Below are 15327 nucleotides of genomic sequence, written 5' to 3' on the forward strand. Positions count from 1 at the left end.
ACGGTGAGCGGACGGCATACGCGCGTTCGGGGGTCGTGCGGGAGGTCAGCTCTCGAGAGCGGCCTTGCGCGAGACGAGCACCTCGTCGATGAGGCCGTACTCCTTGGCGTCGGCCGCGGAGAGGATCTTGTCGCGCTCGATGTCCTTGCGGACGAGCTCGACGTCGCGGTTCGAGTGCTTGGCGATGGTGTCCTCGAGCCACTCACGCATACGGAGCACCTCGTTGGCGTGGATCTCGAGGTCGGAGGCCATGCCGCCCGTGCCCTCGATCGCCGGCTGGTGGATGAGCACGCGCGAGTTCGGCAGCGCGTAGCGCTTGCCCGGCGCACCGGCGCCCAGCAGCACGGCCGCGGCCGACGCGGCCTGGCCGACGACGAAGGTCTGCACATCGGGCCGGATGTACTGCATCGTGTCGTAGATCGCGGTCATCGCCGTGAACGAGCCACCGGGGCTGTTGATGTACATGAGCACGTCGCGGTCCGGGTCCTGGGACTCGAGCACGATGAGCTGGGCGATGATGTCGTCGGCCGACGCGTCGTCGACCTGCACGCCGAGGAAGATGATGCGGTCCTCGAAGAGCTTGGTGTAGGGGTCGGTCCGCTTCATGCCGTAGGAGGTGCGCTCCTCGAACTGCGGCAGGATGTAGCGGCTCGACGGGGCGGGGACGGCGAGGCGGCCCTGCGGGGTCAGGTGGTTCGCGTTCATGTGTGGGATCTCTCCTGGTCGCCGGGTCAGTCGGTGACCGGGTTGTCGGACGAGGGGCCGGCCTGGTCGGCGCGCGAGAAGACGTGGTCGACGAAGCCGTACTCCTTGGCCTCCGCGGCGGTGAACCAGCGGTCGCGGTCGGAGTCGGCCTCGATCTGCTCGGGCGTCTGGCCGGTGTGCTCGGCGATGAGCTCGGCCATCTGCTTCTTGATGTGGAGCAGCTGCTCGGCCTGGATCTTGATGTCGGACGCCGTGCCGCCGATGCCGCCGGAGGGCTGGTGCATCATGACGCGCGCGTGCGGCGTCGCGTAGCGCTTGCCCGGCGTGCCCGCGGAGAGCAGGAACTGCCCCATCGAGGCGGCCATGCCCATGGCCACGGTGGCGACGTCGTTGGGCACCCACTGCATCGTGTCGAAGATGGCCATGCCCGCGGTCACCGACCCACCGGGGCTGTTGATGTAGAGCCAGATGTCCTTGTCGGAGTCCTCGGCGGCGAGCAGGAGCATCTGCGCGCAGATCGCGTTGGCGTTCTCGTCGCGGACCTCGGAGCCGAGGAAGATGATCCGCTCCTTGAGGAGGCGGTTGTAGATGCTGTCGTCGAGGCCGAGCTTGTCGCCCGGACCGGCTGCGACGATCTCGTTGCTGCTCACGCTGGTCGCTCCTGCCGTGATCGTGGGTCGTGCCTTTCGCTGACCCTAACGCGCGGGTCGGCCGGGACACTCCCGCCCCCGGGCGATGTTCGCCCTGAGCACAATGCCCCGGAACGACCCCGTATGCCGGTCAGCCGCGACCGCGCGCCGGCTCGGCCTCGGCGGTCGTCGCCGCCTTCGCGGGCTCGCGCACGCTCTCGAGGATGAGCTGGACGAGCAGCGCCATCGTGCCGACGGCGAGCAGGCTGCGCAGGACGCCGACGTGGTCGCCGAGGAAGCCCAGCGCCGGCGGACCGGCGATGAAGGCGAAGTAGCCGATGGTCGCGACGACCGACATGCGGGCCGGGGCGCGCTTGGGGTCGTCGGCGCTGGCGCTGAGCCCGACCGGGAACCCGAGCGAGACGCCGACACCCCAGACCGCGGCACCGACGAAGGCCATCCAGTCGTTGCCGAAGATCACGAGCAGGGAGCCCACCACCGCGAGGACGAACGTGGCGCGCAGCACGGGAACCCGCCCGTAGGTGTCGAGCCAGCGCGTGCCGAGGAGGCGTCCGATGGTCATGAAGGACAGGAAGGTCGCGAAGGCGAGCACTCCTGCCCACGTGGGCAGGTCGTGGCCCTCGACGAAGGCGACCGCGAGCCAGTCGTTGGCGGTGCCCTCGGTGAACGCCGCGACGAGGACGACGAGACCGATGAGGAGCGTGCGGGGCTCGAGCCAGGCCGACCGCACCAGAGCCGCGGCGACGGCGCCCTCGGCACGGGCGTCCGCCTCGGCGGCCTTGTCCCTCTCGTGCTGCGCGTCCTCGATCTCACGCGGGAGGAAGGCGCGCATCGCCACGAAGCCACCGGCGGTGACGAGCAGCGCGGACCCGAGCAGATGCGGCAGGAGCGGGACCGACGCCCACGACATGCCCGACCCGATGAGGGCGGACAGGACCGTGCCGCCGCTGAAGGCGGCGTGGAACTGCGGCATGACGGTCTTGCCGAGGAGCCGCTCGACCGAGGCGCCCTCGAGGTTCATCGCGACATCCCACACGCCGACGCCGGAGCCGATGAGGAAGAGGCCCACCGCCACGACGAGCCGGGACTCCGCCAGGTCGACACCCGCACCGACGACACCGAAGCCGACGATGCCGATGAGCATGCCCACGCGGATCGTCGGGACGACGCCGAACCGCTCGGCCAGGCGGCCGGTCGACGGCATGGCGAGCATCGAGCCCGCCGACATGGCGAAGAGCGTCGCGCCGAGCTGACCCGCCGAGAGGTCGAGCCCGGCCTTGGCGTCGGCGATCCGCGACGCCCACGTGGCGAACGCGATGCCCGCGAGGGCGAAGACGACGAAGACGGCGGTGCGGGCGGCGACGACGCGCTCGCGGGGCAGGGCGGTGGTGGTCAAGGAGCGGATCTTCCGGATCGGGGCGGAGTGGTGCGTGTCGAATCGATTCGATAGTCTCCCGCCCATGGCCCCTCCACGTCAAACGCGCAAGGCGACGCTGCGTGGTGTCGCCGACCGGGCCGGCGTCTCGATCAGCACCGCCTCGCTCGTCTTCAGCGGCAAGGGGCCGGTGGCCGAGCCGACGGCCGACAGGGTGCGCACGGCGGCGACCGAGCTCCGCTGGACCGGCCCCGACCCCTTGGCGAGCTCGTTGCGGCAGGGGCGCGCCGGAACCGTCGCCGTCATCGTCGAGGAGCGCCTCCTCGACGCCTTCCGCGACCCGTTCGCTCTCACCGTCCTCGACGGCCTCGCCCAGGAGCTCGACTCGATGGGGACGAGCATGCTCCTCGTCGCCGACCACTCCGCGGGCGACGAGGACGCCCGCAACCCCCTCGCCGGCCACGCGATCGACGCCGCCGTGTTCCCCCTGTGCGGCCGCATCGACAGTCCCCTCGTCGACCACCTCGTCGCCCGAGGCGTCCCCGTCATCGGCTCCGGGGCTCCCGACCATGACGCCGTCGTGCACGTCGTCGTCGACGAGCACGGGGCCTCGGCCGCCGCGACCCGCCACCTGGTCGACCTCGGCCACCACCGGCTCGCCCACGTGACGATGCCGCTCGGCCCGACGCGGGTCACCCGGCGGATCCAACCGCGCGACCTGGGGCAGGCGGCCTATCCCGACGCCCGCGACCGCGCCCGGGGCTTCCTCGACACCGCGCCCCGTGGCAGCACCCTCGTCGAGACCGAGCGCGCCGACGTCGTGCAGGGCGAGGTCGCCGGCCGCCTGCTCCTCGACGTGGCGCCGGACGACCGCCCCACCGGCGTCGTCGCGCAGTCGGACCTGCTCGCCGCCGGGGTGGTCCGCGCCGCGGAGTCCCTCGGGCTGCGCGTGCCCGAGGACGTCTCGGTGACGGGCTTCGACGCCGTCGAGCTTCCCTGGCTCGACCGCGTGCTCACGACGATCGAGCAGCCCGGCGAGGCCAAGGGGCGCCTGCTGGGCGACCTCACCCGCCGCGCGCTCGCCGGTGAGTCCCCGGCCAGCACCCCCTTCGAGGTGCGCCTGCGCGCCGGGGACACCACCGCTCCCCCAGCGCCGACGTCCCCCTGACGCACGTATGCCGTGCGCTCCCGTCAGCGGGAGCACACGGCATACGACGTGGTGCCGGGAGAGGCGTCAGGCCTTCGCGGTCTCCTCGGACTCGGTCTCGTCGGACTCGGTCTCGACGGCCTCGGCCTCGACGACCTGGGTCTCCTCGTCGGACTCGACCTCGGGGTCGACCGTCTCGGCCTGGGGCACGAGCTCGTTGAGGTCGATCGCGTTGCCGGCCGTGTCGGTGACGACGGCCTTCTCGAGGACGGCCGCGAGCGCCTTGCGGCGGGCGACCTCCTGGACCATGGCGGGGACCTGGCCCTGCTGGTCGACGGCCTGGGCGAACTGGTTCGGGTCCATGCCGTACTGCTGCGCGCTCATGATGAGGTACTCGATGAGCTCGGGCTGCTCGACCGAGATCTCGAGCTTCTCGGCGAGGGCGTCGAGGAGGAACTGGCCCTTGAGCGCCTTGCGGGTGCTCTCGTCGACCTCGGCGCGGTGGACGTCGTCCTCGAGGCGGTCCTCGCCCTCGAGGTGGCTGTTGACCTCGGCCTCGACGATGCCGTCGGGGAGGGGGACGTCGACGGCGTCGAGGAGGTGCTCGAGGACCTTGTCGCGGGCCTGGACGCCCTGCTCGAACTTCTTGGCCTGCTCGGCCTGCTTGACGACGTCCTCACGGAGCTCGTCGAGGGTGTCGAACTGCGAGGCGAGCTGGGCGAAGTCGTCGTCGAGCTCGGGCAGCTCGCGGACCTTGACCGACTGGACGGTGACGGCGCACTCGGCGTCCTGGCCCTCGCGGTCGCCACCGGCGAGCGGGGCGGTGAAGGTGACGGTGTCGCCGGCCTTGGCGCCGGTGACGGCCTCGTCGAGGCCCTCGAGCATGTTGCCGGAGCCGACCTCGTAGGTGACGCCCTCGACGCTGTCGATCTCCTCGCCGTCGATGACGGCCGAGAGGTCGATGGAGAGGACGTCGCCGCTCTCGACGGCGCGGTCGACGCTGGAGAGGGTGCCGAAGCGCTGGCGCAGGTCGGTGAGCCGCTCCTCGACGTCCTCGTCGGAGGCCTTGACCTCGTCGACCTCGACGGCGATGCCCTCGAGCTCCGGGAGCTCGATGTCGGGACGCACGTCGGTCTCGACGGTGAACTCGAAGTCCTGGCCGTCCTCGAGCGGCACGGCGGTGACGTCGACCTCGGGCTGACCGATGGCCTTGATGCCCTCGGTGTCGACGGCCTCGGCGAAGAAGCGCGGCAGGGCCTCGTTGACGGCCTCCTGCACGACGGCGCCACGGCCGACGCGCTGGTCGATGATGCGCGCGGGGACCTTGCCCTTGCGGAAGCCGGGGATCTGGATCTGGCTGCCGATCGTCTGGTACGCCTTGTCGAGGTCGGGCTTCAGCTCGTCGAAGGGCACCTCCACGATGAGCTTGACCCGGGTCGGGCTGAGGGTCTCGACGGCACTCTTCACTTCAGGCACTCCACACGTGTTGGGATCAGTGGTTGGTGCGGGCCAGGCCCGCGGGTGGACGTCCGTCCCGGTCTTTCAGTCCCGCGAGCTGGAGGCGCGGGCGTGGGCGTGAGCACACGGCATACCGGGGGATGTCGCAATCCCGTCCATGCTAACGGCCCGCGGCAGCGGCGCCGAATCGCCCTTCGCCGAAACAGCCCGCGGGCTCTCCTGCGGGAGTACGTTCCAGCGAGTGGCCGGAACCGGCCCGCATCCCTGAGGAGATCCCATGTCACGACGTCTCATCCGGCCCGCGCTCGGCGTCATCGCGCTCGCGGCCTCCACCCTGATGGTGTCGGCCCCCGCGGGCATCAGCGCGGCGGGCACACCCTCGCCCGCCGTCGCCGAGTGCGACCCGGCCACCGGTGCGGCCTCCGCCGCGCGCGTGCGCGACGACGCCAAGGGCGCCAAGGAGCCCGAGCTCTACAGCAAGAACGAGGCCAACGCCTACGGCGTCATCAAGGACAGCCCGCTCATGGCCGCCGGCTCTGTGACGATCCCGACGATCTTCCACGTCGTGTCCAAGGAGACGCTGACGCCGACCGCGAAGACGCGCATGGAGACGATGATCGGCGCGCAGATGAAGGTCCTCAACGACTCCTTCTCCGGCGCCACGGCCGAGGACGCCGCGGACACGCCGTTCCGCTTCGACCTCACCGACACCACGTGGACCGTCAACGCGGTCTGGAACACCGTCGTGCCCGGCAAGGTCGAGCGCGACATGAAGAAGGCGCTCTACCGGGGCGACTCGCGCACCCTCAACGTCTACGTCGCCGACATCGGCGCCGGCCTCCTCGGCTGGGCGTACTTCCCCAAGGGCTACAACAACGGTCGCGACTTCATCGACGGCGTCGTCATGCTCGACGAGTCGATGCCGGGCGGCACCGCCGGCAAGTACTCCCTCGGCGACACCCTCACCCACGAGGTCGGCCACTGGCTCATGCTCGAGCACACCTTCGCCCACGGCTGCTCCGCCTCGGGCGACTTCGTGGCCGACACCCCGCGCGAGGCCGTGCCGCAGTTCAACTGCCCGACCGGCGCCGACACCTGCACGGCACCCGGTCTCGACCCGATCCACAACTTCATGGACTACACGCAGGACTCCTGCATGAACATGTTCACGCCCGGCCAGGCCGAGCGCATGAGCGACGCCTGGCTCGCCTTCCGAGCCTGACGCCCCACCACAAACAGGTATGCCGTCCGCTTCTTGGGCGGTTTCAAGGGGTCGGCGCAACACCGTCGGTTTGTGTGGATGAAAGTAGCTTGGCAAGAGCCTCGGCTGGGGTGTCCCAGCCGAGGCTTTTGCGTGGTCGACCGTTGAGGCGGGCAGCGACCTCGATCAGCTGCTCTTGGTTGTGCTGGCTGAGGTCGGTGCCTTTGGGGAAGTACTGGCGCAGCAGCCCGTTGGTGTTCTCGTTCGTGCCGCGTTGCCAAGGGGATCCGGGGTCGCAGAAGTACACCGGGATGCCGGCGCGGATCGTGATCTGGTGGTGCAGGCCCATCTCGCTGCCCTGGTCCCAGGTCAGCGAGCCGCGCAGCTGCTCGGGCAGTGTGGTGATCGTGGCGACCACCGCGTCACGCACCGCGATGGCGTCGTGGCGCTGCGGCAGGTGCAGCAGCATCGTGAACCGGGTGCTGCGTTCGACCAACGTCCCGATCGCGGACGTGTTCGGGGTACCGATGATCAGGTCCCCTTCCCAGTGGCCGGGAAGGGCGCGGTCCTCAGCCGCGGCGGGGCGGTCGCTGAGCATGACCATCGGTTCGCTGAACCGATGCTGACGTTCATGGGGTTGGCGGTGGCGTGTGCGGCGGGCCCGGCCGGTACGCAACGCCTTGGTCAGCTCCCGACGCAGCTCGCCACGCCCCTGCATGTACAGGGCTTGGTAGATCGTCTCGTGGGACACCTGCATCTCCGGGTCGTCGGGGAAATCCCGCCGCAGCCGGCAGGCGATCTGCTCCGGACTCCACTGCAGCTCCAGCCCGGCCTCGACCTCTTGCCGCAGCCGCGGGCACGATCCGATCTTGCCCGGTTTGGGACGGGACCGACGCGCCTCGGCCTTGCGTTGCGCCGCATGCGGTCGATAACCCGTCACCGTCCCGTTGCGGCGCAGTTCCCGACTGACCGTCGACGGGTCCCGCCCAAGCTGGCGCGCGATCGCTCGCACCGACCATCGCGCCAACCTCAAGTCTGCGATCTGGATCCGCTCATCCACCGTCAAACCAGGACCAGACGGACTGAGGAGCCCGGCAGGCACACGCCCACCAGACTCCTCAACCCATCGATGCCCGGTTCGAGGGTGAACACCCACCTCGACAGCCGCAGCCTCCGACGCCATGCCAGCCAGCTTCAACTCCCAGAAGCGACGACGCTCCGAATACAGCTTCTTCCCACCACGCGGCATACAACGCCCCATTCGTCATCAGGGTGTTGCACCGACCGCTTGAACCCAAGCTTGAAGCGGACGGCATACCTGTGTTCGGAGCGGGCGACGAGAATCGAACTCGCGTAATCAGTTTGGAAGACTGAGGCTCTACCATTGAGCTACGCCCGCAATGCTCGTCGGGAACGGCGTGGACCGTCCGGCTCGGAGCAGGGGTTAGCCTAGTGGCCGCCCTCGCGGGAACCGAAATCGGCCGTCACTGCTCGTGTCGCCCGCCCTCGGCCCGTGAGACGCGGGGTATGGCGCAGCTTGGTAGCGCGTCCGCTTTGGGAGCGGAAGGTCGCCAGTTCGAATCTGGCTACCCCGACAGCACGACCGGCCGGCTCAGCGCGGCGTGAGGGAGAACTCCGCCACCGTCCGGCCCGCCGCCAGGCCCTTGGCCTCGAACCCGTCCTGCGGGCGCCAGTCCGGCCGCTCCCCCTCGACGACGTCCCACCCACCGTGGGCCGCGACCTGCTCGCGGACGTGCTCGGCGTAGACGGCGTGGTCGGTGGCGATCCGGAGCACCCCGCCGGGGGCGAGCCGGTCGGCGAGCAGGGTGAGCGTGTGCTGCTGGACGAAGCGACGCTTCGCGTGCTTGGCCTTGGGCCACGGGTCGGGGAAGAAGAGGTGCACCGCCGCGAGCGAGCCGGTGGGCACACGTGAGGTGAGCAGGGGCATGGCGTCGCCACGCTCGACCCACAGGTTGGTCAGCCCCAGCGGCTCCGCCGCGGCGAGCATCCGGGCGACGCCGGGGACGTGGACCTCGACCGCGAGCAGGTCGTGCGCGGGGTGCGCGTCGGCGTAGGCAACGGCCGCGGCCCCGTGCCCGGACCCGATCTCGAGGACGACGGGTGCGGTACGCCCGAACCAGGCCTGCGGGTCGAGCGGCCCTTCCGCGGGGATCGTGTGCCGCGGCAGCAGCCGCTCCATCCGCTCGGCCGTGAGGGGCGAGGTCCGCCAGCGCGGGGTGAAGGTGCGCACGCCGTCGCGCGGGGTGTGCTGGAGGACCGATCGGGAGGAGGACACGACACCGAGGCTATCCGCGACGTGAGGGACGTCCGACCACCGATGGCGGGAAGTGCTCCAGGGACGCACCGAGTCGACGACAGGCGTCAGAGCCTCAGAGCGTCAGTGGCGGGCGATCGAGAAGACTGCGCGGTCGTCGGCCTCGCCCGAACGCGCCTGGGAGACAACGGCATCCACGACCGACCCGCGTCGCACCATCGCGTCGGCGGCGGCACCGAGCATGCGGTCGGTCCCCTCCGTGAGGTCGTGGCGACGGGACTCGATGATGCCGTCGGAGTAGAGCATGAGCGCGTCGCCCATCGCGAGCGTGCCGCTCGTGCGCGGGAAGTTGACACCGTTCATGATGCCGAGCACCGGACCCCGACCGCCCTCCAGCACCTGCCACGTGCCGGCACCGTTGGACCAGCGGACCGGTGCGGGGTGGCCGGCGTTGCCGATGGTGTAGTCGCCCGTGTCGAGGTTGATGTCGAGGTGGACCGCGGTCGCGAAGCCCTCCTCCCAGCCCTGGCGCACGAGGTAGCTGTTGGCCGCCGACAGGAACGCGCTCGGGGAGAGCGAGCCGAGCAACGCACCCAGGGCGCCGGAGAGGAGCAACGAGCGGGTGCCGGCCTCTCGGCCCTTGCCGCTCACGTCGACGAGGGCCACCTCGAGGTGACGTCCACCGTGGGTGGAGTCGACGACCATGAAGTCGCCTGAAAAACCCTCACCGTGGGCCGAGAGCACCGCTGACTCGGCGGTCCAGCCCAGCGGCAGGGCCGGGATCCGGGCGGCCCGGGCGAGGCGGTCGCGCAGCTCGACGAGGAGGTCCTCGCCGTGGAACCCGATGGAGCCGACGCGGACCCGGGACGCCGAGACGACGAGCATCATGAGCATGAGCATCGAGTAGGCGGTGAGCATGACCGCCTTCGTCGAGGCCGACAGCGACAGCTTGGGGATGACGAGGCTGAGCCCGATCGCGATGAAGACGAAGAGCCCGACGAGGTGCCGGTTGGGCAGGTAGAGCCCGCTCACGAGGATGAGCGGCGCGATCGTCACCGGAGGGAAGCGGCCGGGGTAGGCGAGCATGAGGCTCACGAGCGTCGCGGCGACTGCGAAGAAGAGCGTGAAGACGACCCAGTCCCGTCGGGGCCCCGTGAGGACGTAGGAGTAGAAACGCCGAGCGACCGTGATCGGTCGTCTGCGCACGAGGACGGTGACGTCCGTAGCCACCAGTCATTCTCCTGTCGTGGGTCCTGCTCCACTCACACTAACCGAGCAGCAGCCCGCGGCATACACCCTTTGGGATACGGCCCTGTGGTATGCCGCACGTCGGGCGCGTCACACACGCGCGTGACGTCACGGCAGGTCAGGCAGGGTGCCGTCCGTCTCGTAGGCGGTGACCATGTCGATCCGGCGCTGGTGGCGCGGCTCCCCGGAGAAGGGCGTCTCCAGGAAGGTCCGCACCATCGAGCGTGCGTCGAGGGCGGTCGCCATCCGGGCGCCGATGGAGATGACGCGGGCGTCGTTGTGCTCGCGCGCGAGCTGGGCGAGCTCCTCGTTGTAGCAGAGCGCGGCACGGACCCCGGCCACCTTGTTGGCGGCCATCTGCTCACCGTTGCCGGATCCGCCGAGGACGATGCCGAGCGACTCCGGGTCGGCCGCGACCGCCTCGGCGGCGCGGAGCACGAAGACCGGGTAGTCGTCGACGGGGTCGAGCTCGAACGGGCCGTGGTCGACGACGTCGTGACCCTCGGCCTCGAGGAAGGTGATGAGGTCCTTCTGGAGGTCGTATGCCGCGTGGTCGCCGCCGATGTGAACGCGCATGGTGTCGGGGTGCTCCTGTGTCGAACGTCGGTGGTCGAGGTGGGGTCAGTCGAACTGCGGGCCGGCGGTGCGGCTGCGCTTGATCTCGAAGAAGCCGGAGGTGGCGGCGACGGCCACGCAGCCGTCCCAGAGCCGGCCGGCGTCCTCACCCTTGGGCGCCGGGGTGACGACGGGCCCGAAGAAGGCCGTGCCCTCGACGGCGACGACCGGCGTGCCGACGTCGTCGCCGACGAGGTCGAGCGCCTTCTGGGTCGAGGCGCGCATCTGCACGTCGTACTCGTCGGTGTGGGCGAAGCGGGCGAGGTCCGCGGGCAGGCCGGCCTCCTCCAGACCGGCCTTGATGGCCTCGTCGTAGTCCTCGGTGCCACCGGGGTGGATCGCGGTGCCGATGGCGTCGTAGAGCGGCTTGACGACGTCCTGGCCGTGCAGCTCGCGGGCCGCGGTGACGACGCGGGCCGGGCCCCAGCCGCGGTCCATGAGTGCGCGGTACTCCTCCGGCAGGTCGCGGCCCTCGTTGAGGACGGCGAGGCTGAACGGGTGCCACGTGACGTCCACCGCGCGGACCTGCTCGACCTCGCCCATCCAGCGCGACGTCATCCACGCCCACGGGCACAGCGGGTCGAACCAGAAGTCGGCGGTGTTGCGCTGCTCGTCGCTCATGGCCTCATCGTGCCACCCACCCGCGGCCCCGGAGACGGCGAGGTCGCGTGCGAGGATGACGGGACCGAGAACACCCTCCCCACGCCCCCTGCAGACCCAGGAGACTCCCCCGTGCCCGGCAAGAACCTCACCCGTGTCGAGGCCGAGGAGCGCGCAGCGCTCGTGTCGGTCGACGCGTATGCCGTCGAGCTCGACCTCACGACGTCGGAGACGACGTTCGCCACGACGAGCACCGTCACCTTCACCGCCACCGAGGGGGCCTCGACCTTCGTCGACTTCCTCGGTGCGTCCGTCGAGAAGGTGACGCTCAACGGCGAGGTGGTCGAGACGGCATACGACGGCAGCCGGATCGGCGTCGAGGGGCTCGCGGCGACCAACGAGCTGCGGATCGAGGCGACCGGCCGCTACATGAACACGGGCGAGGGCCTGCACCGCTTCGTCGACCCGGTCGACGGCGAGGTCTACCTCTACAGCCAGTTCGAGGTCCCCGACAGCCGCCGCATGTACCCCGTCTTCGAGCAGCCCGACCTCAAGGCGCGGTTCTCGTTCACGGTGACGGCGCCGAGCCACTGGCAGGTGCTCTCCAACTCCCCCACGCCCGAGCCGTCGGCGACCGACCGCGACGGGGTCGCCACCTGGGTCTTCTCGGCGACCGAGCCGATCTCGAGCTACATCACCGCGCTCGTCGCCGGCCCCTACGACGTCGTGCGCGACACCCTGACGAGCCGCAAGGGCGAGATCCCGCTCGGCATCTTCTGCCGGAAGTCGCTCACGCAGTTCCTCGACGCCGACAACCTCTTCGACCTCACCAAGCGCGGGTTCGAGTTCTTCGAGGCCGAGTTCGACCAGCCCTACCCGTTCGAGAAGTACGACCAGATCTTCACGCCGGAATACAACATGGGCGCGATGGAGAACGCGGGCTGCGTGACGTTCAACGAGATGTACGTCTTCCGGTCCAAGGTCACTGACGCCATCGTCGAGCGCCGCGCCCTCACCGTGCTCCACGAGCTCGCCCACATGTGGTTCGGCAACCTCGTGACGATGAAGTGGTGGAACGACCTGTGGCTCAACGAGTCCTTCGCCGAGTGGGCGTCGACGACGTGCCAGGCGGAGGCCACCGAGTGGACCGAGGCATGGACGACCTTCGGCACCCACGAGAAGGACTGGGCCTATCGCCAGGACCAGCTCTCGTCCACGCACCCGATCGTCGCGCCGATCCGCGACCTCGAGGACGTCGAGGTCAACTTCGACGGCATCACCTACGCCAAGGGCGCCTCCGTCCTCAAGCAGCTCGTCGCCTACGTCGGTCGTGAGCCGTTCCGCGACGGCCTGCGGGCGTACTTCGCCAAGCACCAGTGGGGCAACACGACCCTCGACGACCTCCTCGACGAGCTCGAGGCGACGTCGGGTCGCGACCTGCGCACGTGGAGCAAGGCGTGGCTCGAGACCGCCGGCGTCAACACGCTGCGCCCCCTCATCGAGGTCGACGACCGCGGCCGCATCTCCAGCGCCGTCATCGAGCAGACCTTTGCCAAGGGCTTCGAGACGATCCGCCCGCACCGCCTCGCGATCGGCCTGTATGCCGTCGAGCTGGGTGGCCCGACCGGCTCCCGCCTCGTGCGCACCGACCGTCTCGAGATCGACCTCACGGGCGAGCGCACCGAGGTGCCCGCTCTCATCGGACGCTCGCAGCCCGACCTCGTCCTCGTCAACGACGACGACCTCACCTACGCCAAGCTGCGTCTCGACGAGCGCTCGCTCTCGACCGCGATCGAGCACGTCCGCGGCTTCGAGAGCTCGCTGCCGAAGTCGCTCGTCCTCGCCTCGGCGTGGGACATGACCCGCGACGCCGAGATGAGCCCGCGCACCTTCGCCGAGCTCGTCCTCGAGGTGCTCCCCGGCGAGTCCGACTCGACCCTGCTGCGCACCCTCTTCGCCCAGCTCGCGACCGCCGTGCACCTCTACACCGCACCGGAGAACCGGCACGAGACGCGGCGCACGACCCTGGCGCGCCTCTGGGAGATCGCGAGGAAGGCCGAGCCCGGCAGCGACGCGCAGCTCCAGCTCGTCACGGCGGCAGCCGGCATGACGACGACCGGTGACGACACGGCATACCTGCGGGGGCTGCTCGAGGGCACCGAGGTGCTCGAGGGCCTCGCCCTCGACACCGACATGCGCTGGACGCTCCTCACCGGTCTCGCCGGCGCGAACGCCCTGCGAGACGGCGAGGTCGAGGCCGAGCTGGATCGCGACCCCACGGCCACCGGGCAGGAGCGCGCTGCTCGCGCGCGGGCGTCGGTCCCGACGGTCGAGGCCAAGGAGGCGGCATGGAAGGCAGCCGTCACCGAGGACGGGCTGTCGAACTCGATCGTCGACGCCTACGGCCTCGGCTTCGGCCGCCTCGGCGACGTGAGCGCGCTCGAGCCGTTCGTCGCGCGCTACCACGAGGCACTCGACACGGTGCAGGACAAGGGCTCGATGGCCCTCATCGAGTCGATCGTCGCGGGCTTCTACCCCCGCGGACTCGCGACCGCCGAGCTGCGCGACGCCACCCAGGCGTGGCTCGACGCGAACCCGGACGCCCCGGACGCGCTGCGCCGCCTCGTCGCCGAGAACCGCGACCCCATCACCCGAGCCCTCGCCGCCCAGGAGCGTGACGCACAGGGATGACCGATCTCGACCTCAAGACCACCTTGCTGACCGCCGAGCGGGTGCAGGACTGGCTCCTCACCGACGGCCTTCGGATCCTGCTGACGATCGTCCTCGCGCTCGTCGTGCGCTGGCTGCTGCACCGGCTCATCGCCCGCGTCGTGCGGACGATGACCGAGCGCACGAGCACGCGGCACGACGATACCGACGCCTCCCGCGCCGGGCGCATCTGGGCCCAGGCCACCGGCCAGGCACGGGCACGCCACCAGCAGCGGATGGCGACCCTCGGGTCGCTGCTGCGCAGTGTCGTGACGTTCGTCGTCGGGCTCATCGCCACGCTCACCGTCATGGACCTCGTGGGCATCCCGCTCGGCCCGCTCCTCGCCTCGGCGGGGGTCGGCGGTGTCGCGCTGGGCTTCGGCGCGCAGAGCCTCGTCAAGGACTTCCTCTCCGGGATCTTCATGATCCTCGAGGACCAGTACGGCGTCGGCGACGTCGTCGACACCGGCGAGGCCATCGGCACCGTCGAAGAGGTCTCGCTGCGGGTGACGCGGTTGCGCGACGCCGACGGGGTGACCTGGTACGTCCGCAACGGCGAGGTCCTGCGGATCGGCAACCTCAGCCAGCACCGGGCGACCGCCATCGTCGACGTGCCGGTCGCCTACGACGAGGACGTGGCGCGGGTCACCGAGGTCCTGCGCGAGGCGAGCGAGCGGATGATGGCCGACGCGGCCTGGGAGGGCAAGCTACTCGACGCGCCCAACGTCGCCGGCGTCGAGTCGATCACCGGCCAGACGATGACGATCCGGGTGCTCGCCGAGACCTCTCCGGGTGCCAAGGTCGAGGTGCAGCGCGAGCTGCGCCAGCGGCTCAAGTCGGCGCTCGACGAGGCGGAGGTCAAGGCGCCACCGGTCGGGCCGTTCGGCTACGGCGGGTTCGGAGCGGGGACCGGAGGCAAGGCATGAGCTTCTACGACGAGATCGGGGGCACGGCGACGTTCGAGAAGCTCGTCCACGAGTTCTACGTCGGGGTGGCGGGTGACCGCGAGCTGCGGGCGCTCTACCCCGAGGAGGACCTGGGCCCGGCCGAGCGTCGCCTGCGCATGTTCCTCGAGCAGTACTTCGGCGGGCCCAACGCCTACAGCCAGGAGCGCGGACATCCGCGGCTGCGGATGCGTCACGCTCCCTACCCGGTGACGCTCGACATGCGCGACCGCTGGATGCGACACATGCTCGCGGCGATGGACACCCTCGACCTCGACGAAGCCCACGCCGAGGCGATGCGCGACTACTTCATGCGCGCCGCGCACATGCTCGTCAACACCGACGAGACCGCGGGGCCCGCGCCCGAGGGGCGCACGACGCTCTGAGTCACGGTAGGACT

At 70.4% G+C, this 15327-nt stretch carries 14 protein-coding genes and 2 tRNA genes; 6 read left to right on the forward strand and 10 right to left on the reverse strand.

Annotated elements, in window-relative coordinates; all coding sequences use genetic code 11:
• Positions 1 to 45: 45 nt before the first annotated feature.
• From ACOJV7_RS01345 to ACOJV7_RS01355, 3 genes are all read right to left on the reverse strand, one after another.
• Positions 46 to 705, reverse strand: coding sequence for an ATP-dependent Clp protease proteolytic subunit (locus ACOJV7_RS01345; RefSeq protein ID WP_420188365.1), 660 nt, complete (start codon positions 703 to 705; stop codon positions 46 to 48).
• A gap of 26 nt (positions 706 to 731) precedes the next feature.
• A complete protein-coding gene (locus ACOJV7_RS01350; RefSeq protein ID WP_420188366.1) occupies positions 732 to 1355 on the reverse strand; it encodes an ATP-dependent Clp protease proteolytic subunit in 624 nt (207 codons plus the stop codon).
• A gap of 130 nt (positions 1356 to 1485) precedes the next feature.
• Positions 1486 to 2751, reverse strand: coding sequence for an MFS transporter (locus tag ACOJV7_RS01355; protein WP_420188367.1), 1266 nt, complete (start codon positions 2749 to 2751; stop codon positions 1486 to 1488).
• A gap of 64 nt (positions 2752 to 2815) precedes the next feature.
• Here ACOJV7_RS01355 and ACOJV7_RS01360 point away from each other — a divergent pair, with 64 nt between their 5' ends.
• Positions 2816 to 3898 carry a LacI family DNA-binding transcriptional regulator gene (locus ACOJV7_RS01360; RefSeq protein WP_420188368.1) on the forward strand — a complete coding sequence of 361 codons (1083 nt, stop codon included), beginning with the start codon at positions 2816 to 2818 and terminating at the stop codon, positions 3896 to 3898.
• Between the two features lie 66 nt (positions 3899 to 3964).
• On the opposite strand, the gene tig is transcribed toward ACOJV7_RS01360, so the two are convergent.
• The gene (gene tig / locus ACOJV7_RS01365; protein ID WP_420188369.1) at positions 3965 to 5344 is read right to left on the reverse strand and encodes a trigger factor; all 1380 of its coding nucleotides are present in this window, start codon (positions 5342 to 5344) and stop codon (positions 3965 to 3967) included.
• A gap of 268 nt (positions 5345 to 5612) precedes the next feature.
• Between tig and ACOJV7_RS01370 the strand changes: the two genes are divergently transcribed.
• Positions 5613 to 6557, forward strand: coding sequence for a zinc metalloprotease (locus ACOJV7_RS01370; RefSeq protein WP_420188370.1), 945 nt, complete (start codon positions 5613 to 5615; stop codon positions 6555 to 6557).
• Between the two features lie 43 nt (positions 6558 to 6600).
• On the opposite strand, the gene ACOJV7_RS01375 is transcribed toward ACOJV7_RS01370, so the two are convergent.
• Both ACOJV7_RS01375 and ACOJV7_RS01380 read right to left on the reverse strand, forming a co-directional pair.
• Positions 6601 to 7719, reverse strand: coding sequence for an IS30 family transposase (locus tag ACOJV7_RS01375; protein ID WP_420188371.1), 1119 nt, complete (start codon positions 7717 to 7719; stop codon positions 6601 to 6603).
• A gap of 145 nt (positions 7720 to 7864) precedes the next feature.
• Positions 7865 to 7935: transfer RNA gene (locus ACOJV7_RS01380), tRNA-Gly, on the reverse strand.
• A 122-nt stretch (positions 7936 to 8057) separates the two neighbouring features.
• On the opposite strand from ACOJV7_RS01380, the gene ACOJV7_RS01385 reads away from it, so the two are divergent.
• Positions 8058 to 8131, forward strand: a tRNA-Pro gene (locus ACOJV7_RS01385).
• A gap of 17 nt (positions 8132 to 8148) precedes the next feature.
• On the opposite strand, the gene trmB is transcribed toward ACOJV7_RS01385, so the two are convergent.
• The 4 genes from trmB to ACOJV7_RS01405 all read right to left on the reverse strand — a co-directional run bounded on the left by trmB (position 8149) and on the right by ACOJV7_RS01405 (position 11295).
• Positions 8149 to 8832 (reverse strand): tRNA (guanosine(46)-N7)-methyltransferase TrmB, encoded by a 684-nt coding sequence (gene trmB, locus ACOJV7_RS01390; RefSeq protein WP_420188372.1) that lies wholly within the window; start codon positions 8830 to 8832, stop codon positions 8149 to 8151.
• A 102-nt stretch (positions 8833 to 8934) separates the two neighbouring features.
• On the reverse strand, positions 8935 to 10041 hold the full coding sequence (locus tag ACOJV7_RS01395) for a PP2C family protein-serine/threonine phosphatase (protein WP_420188373.1): 1107 nt from the start codon (positions 10039 to 10041) through the stop codon (positions 8935 to 8937).
• A gap of 126 nt (positions 10042 to 10167) precedes the next feature.
• A complete protein-coding gene (locus ACOJV7_RS01400; protein ID WP_420188374.1) occupies positions 10168 to 10635 on the reverse strand; it encodes a ribose-5-phosphate isomerase in 468 nt (155 codons plus the stop codon).
• A gap of 45 nt (positions 10636 to 10680) precedes the next feature.
• Positions 10681 to 11295: a mycothiol-dependent nitroreductase Rv2466c family protein gene (locus ACOJV7_RS01405; RefSeq protein WP_420188375.1), complete on the reverse strand. Its 615-nt coding sequence runs from the start codon at positions 11293 to 11295 to the stop codon at positions 10681 to 10683.
• Positions 11296 to 11406: 111 nt separating this feature from the next.
• On the opposite strand from ACOJV7_RS01405, the gene pepN reads away from it, so the two are divergent.
• Genes pepN through ACOJV7_RS01420 form a run of 3 tightly spaced genes read left to right on the forward strand, consistent with a single transcriptional unit; the run spans position 11407 to position 15313 of the window.
• Positions 11407 to 13965, forward strand: coding sequence for an aminopeptidase N (gene pepN, locus ACOJV7_RS01410; RefSeq protein ID WP_420188376.1), 2559 nt, complete (start codon positions 11407 to 11409; stop codon positions 13963 to 13965).
• Entirely contained in the window at positions 13962 to 14909 is a 948-nt protein-coding gene (locus ACOJV7_RS01415) for a mechanosensitive ion channel family protein (RefSeq protein WP_420188377.1), read from the forward strand. The genes pepN and ACOJV7_RS01415 overlap by 4 nt, the downstream gene beginning before the upstream one ends.
• Positions 14906 to 15313 carry a globin gene (locus tag ACOJV7_RS01420; protein ID WP_420188378.1) on the forward strand — a complete coding sequence of 136 codons (408 nt, stop codon included), beginning with the start codon at positions 14906 to 14908 and terminating at the stop codon, positions 15311 to 15313. The genes ACOJV7_RS01415 and ACOJV7_RS01420 overlap by 4 nt, the downstream gene beginning before the upstream one ends.
• The last annotated feature ends 14 nt before the right edge of the window (positions 15314 to 15327 follow it).

This window comes from Knoellia tibetensis, from assembly GCF_048606415.1.
Lineage (GTDB): Bacteria > Actinomycetota > Actinomycetes > Actinomycetales > Dermatophilaceae > Knoellia > Knoellia tibetensis.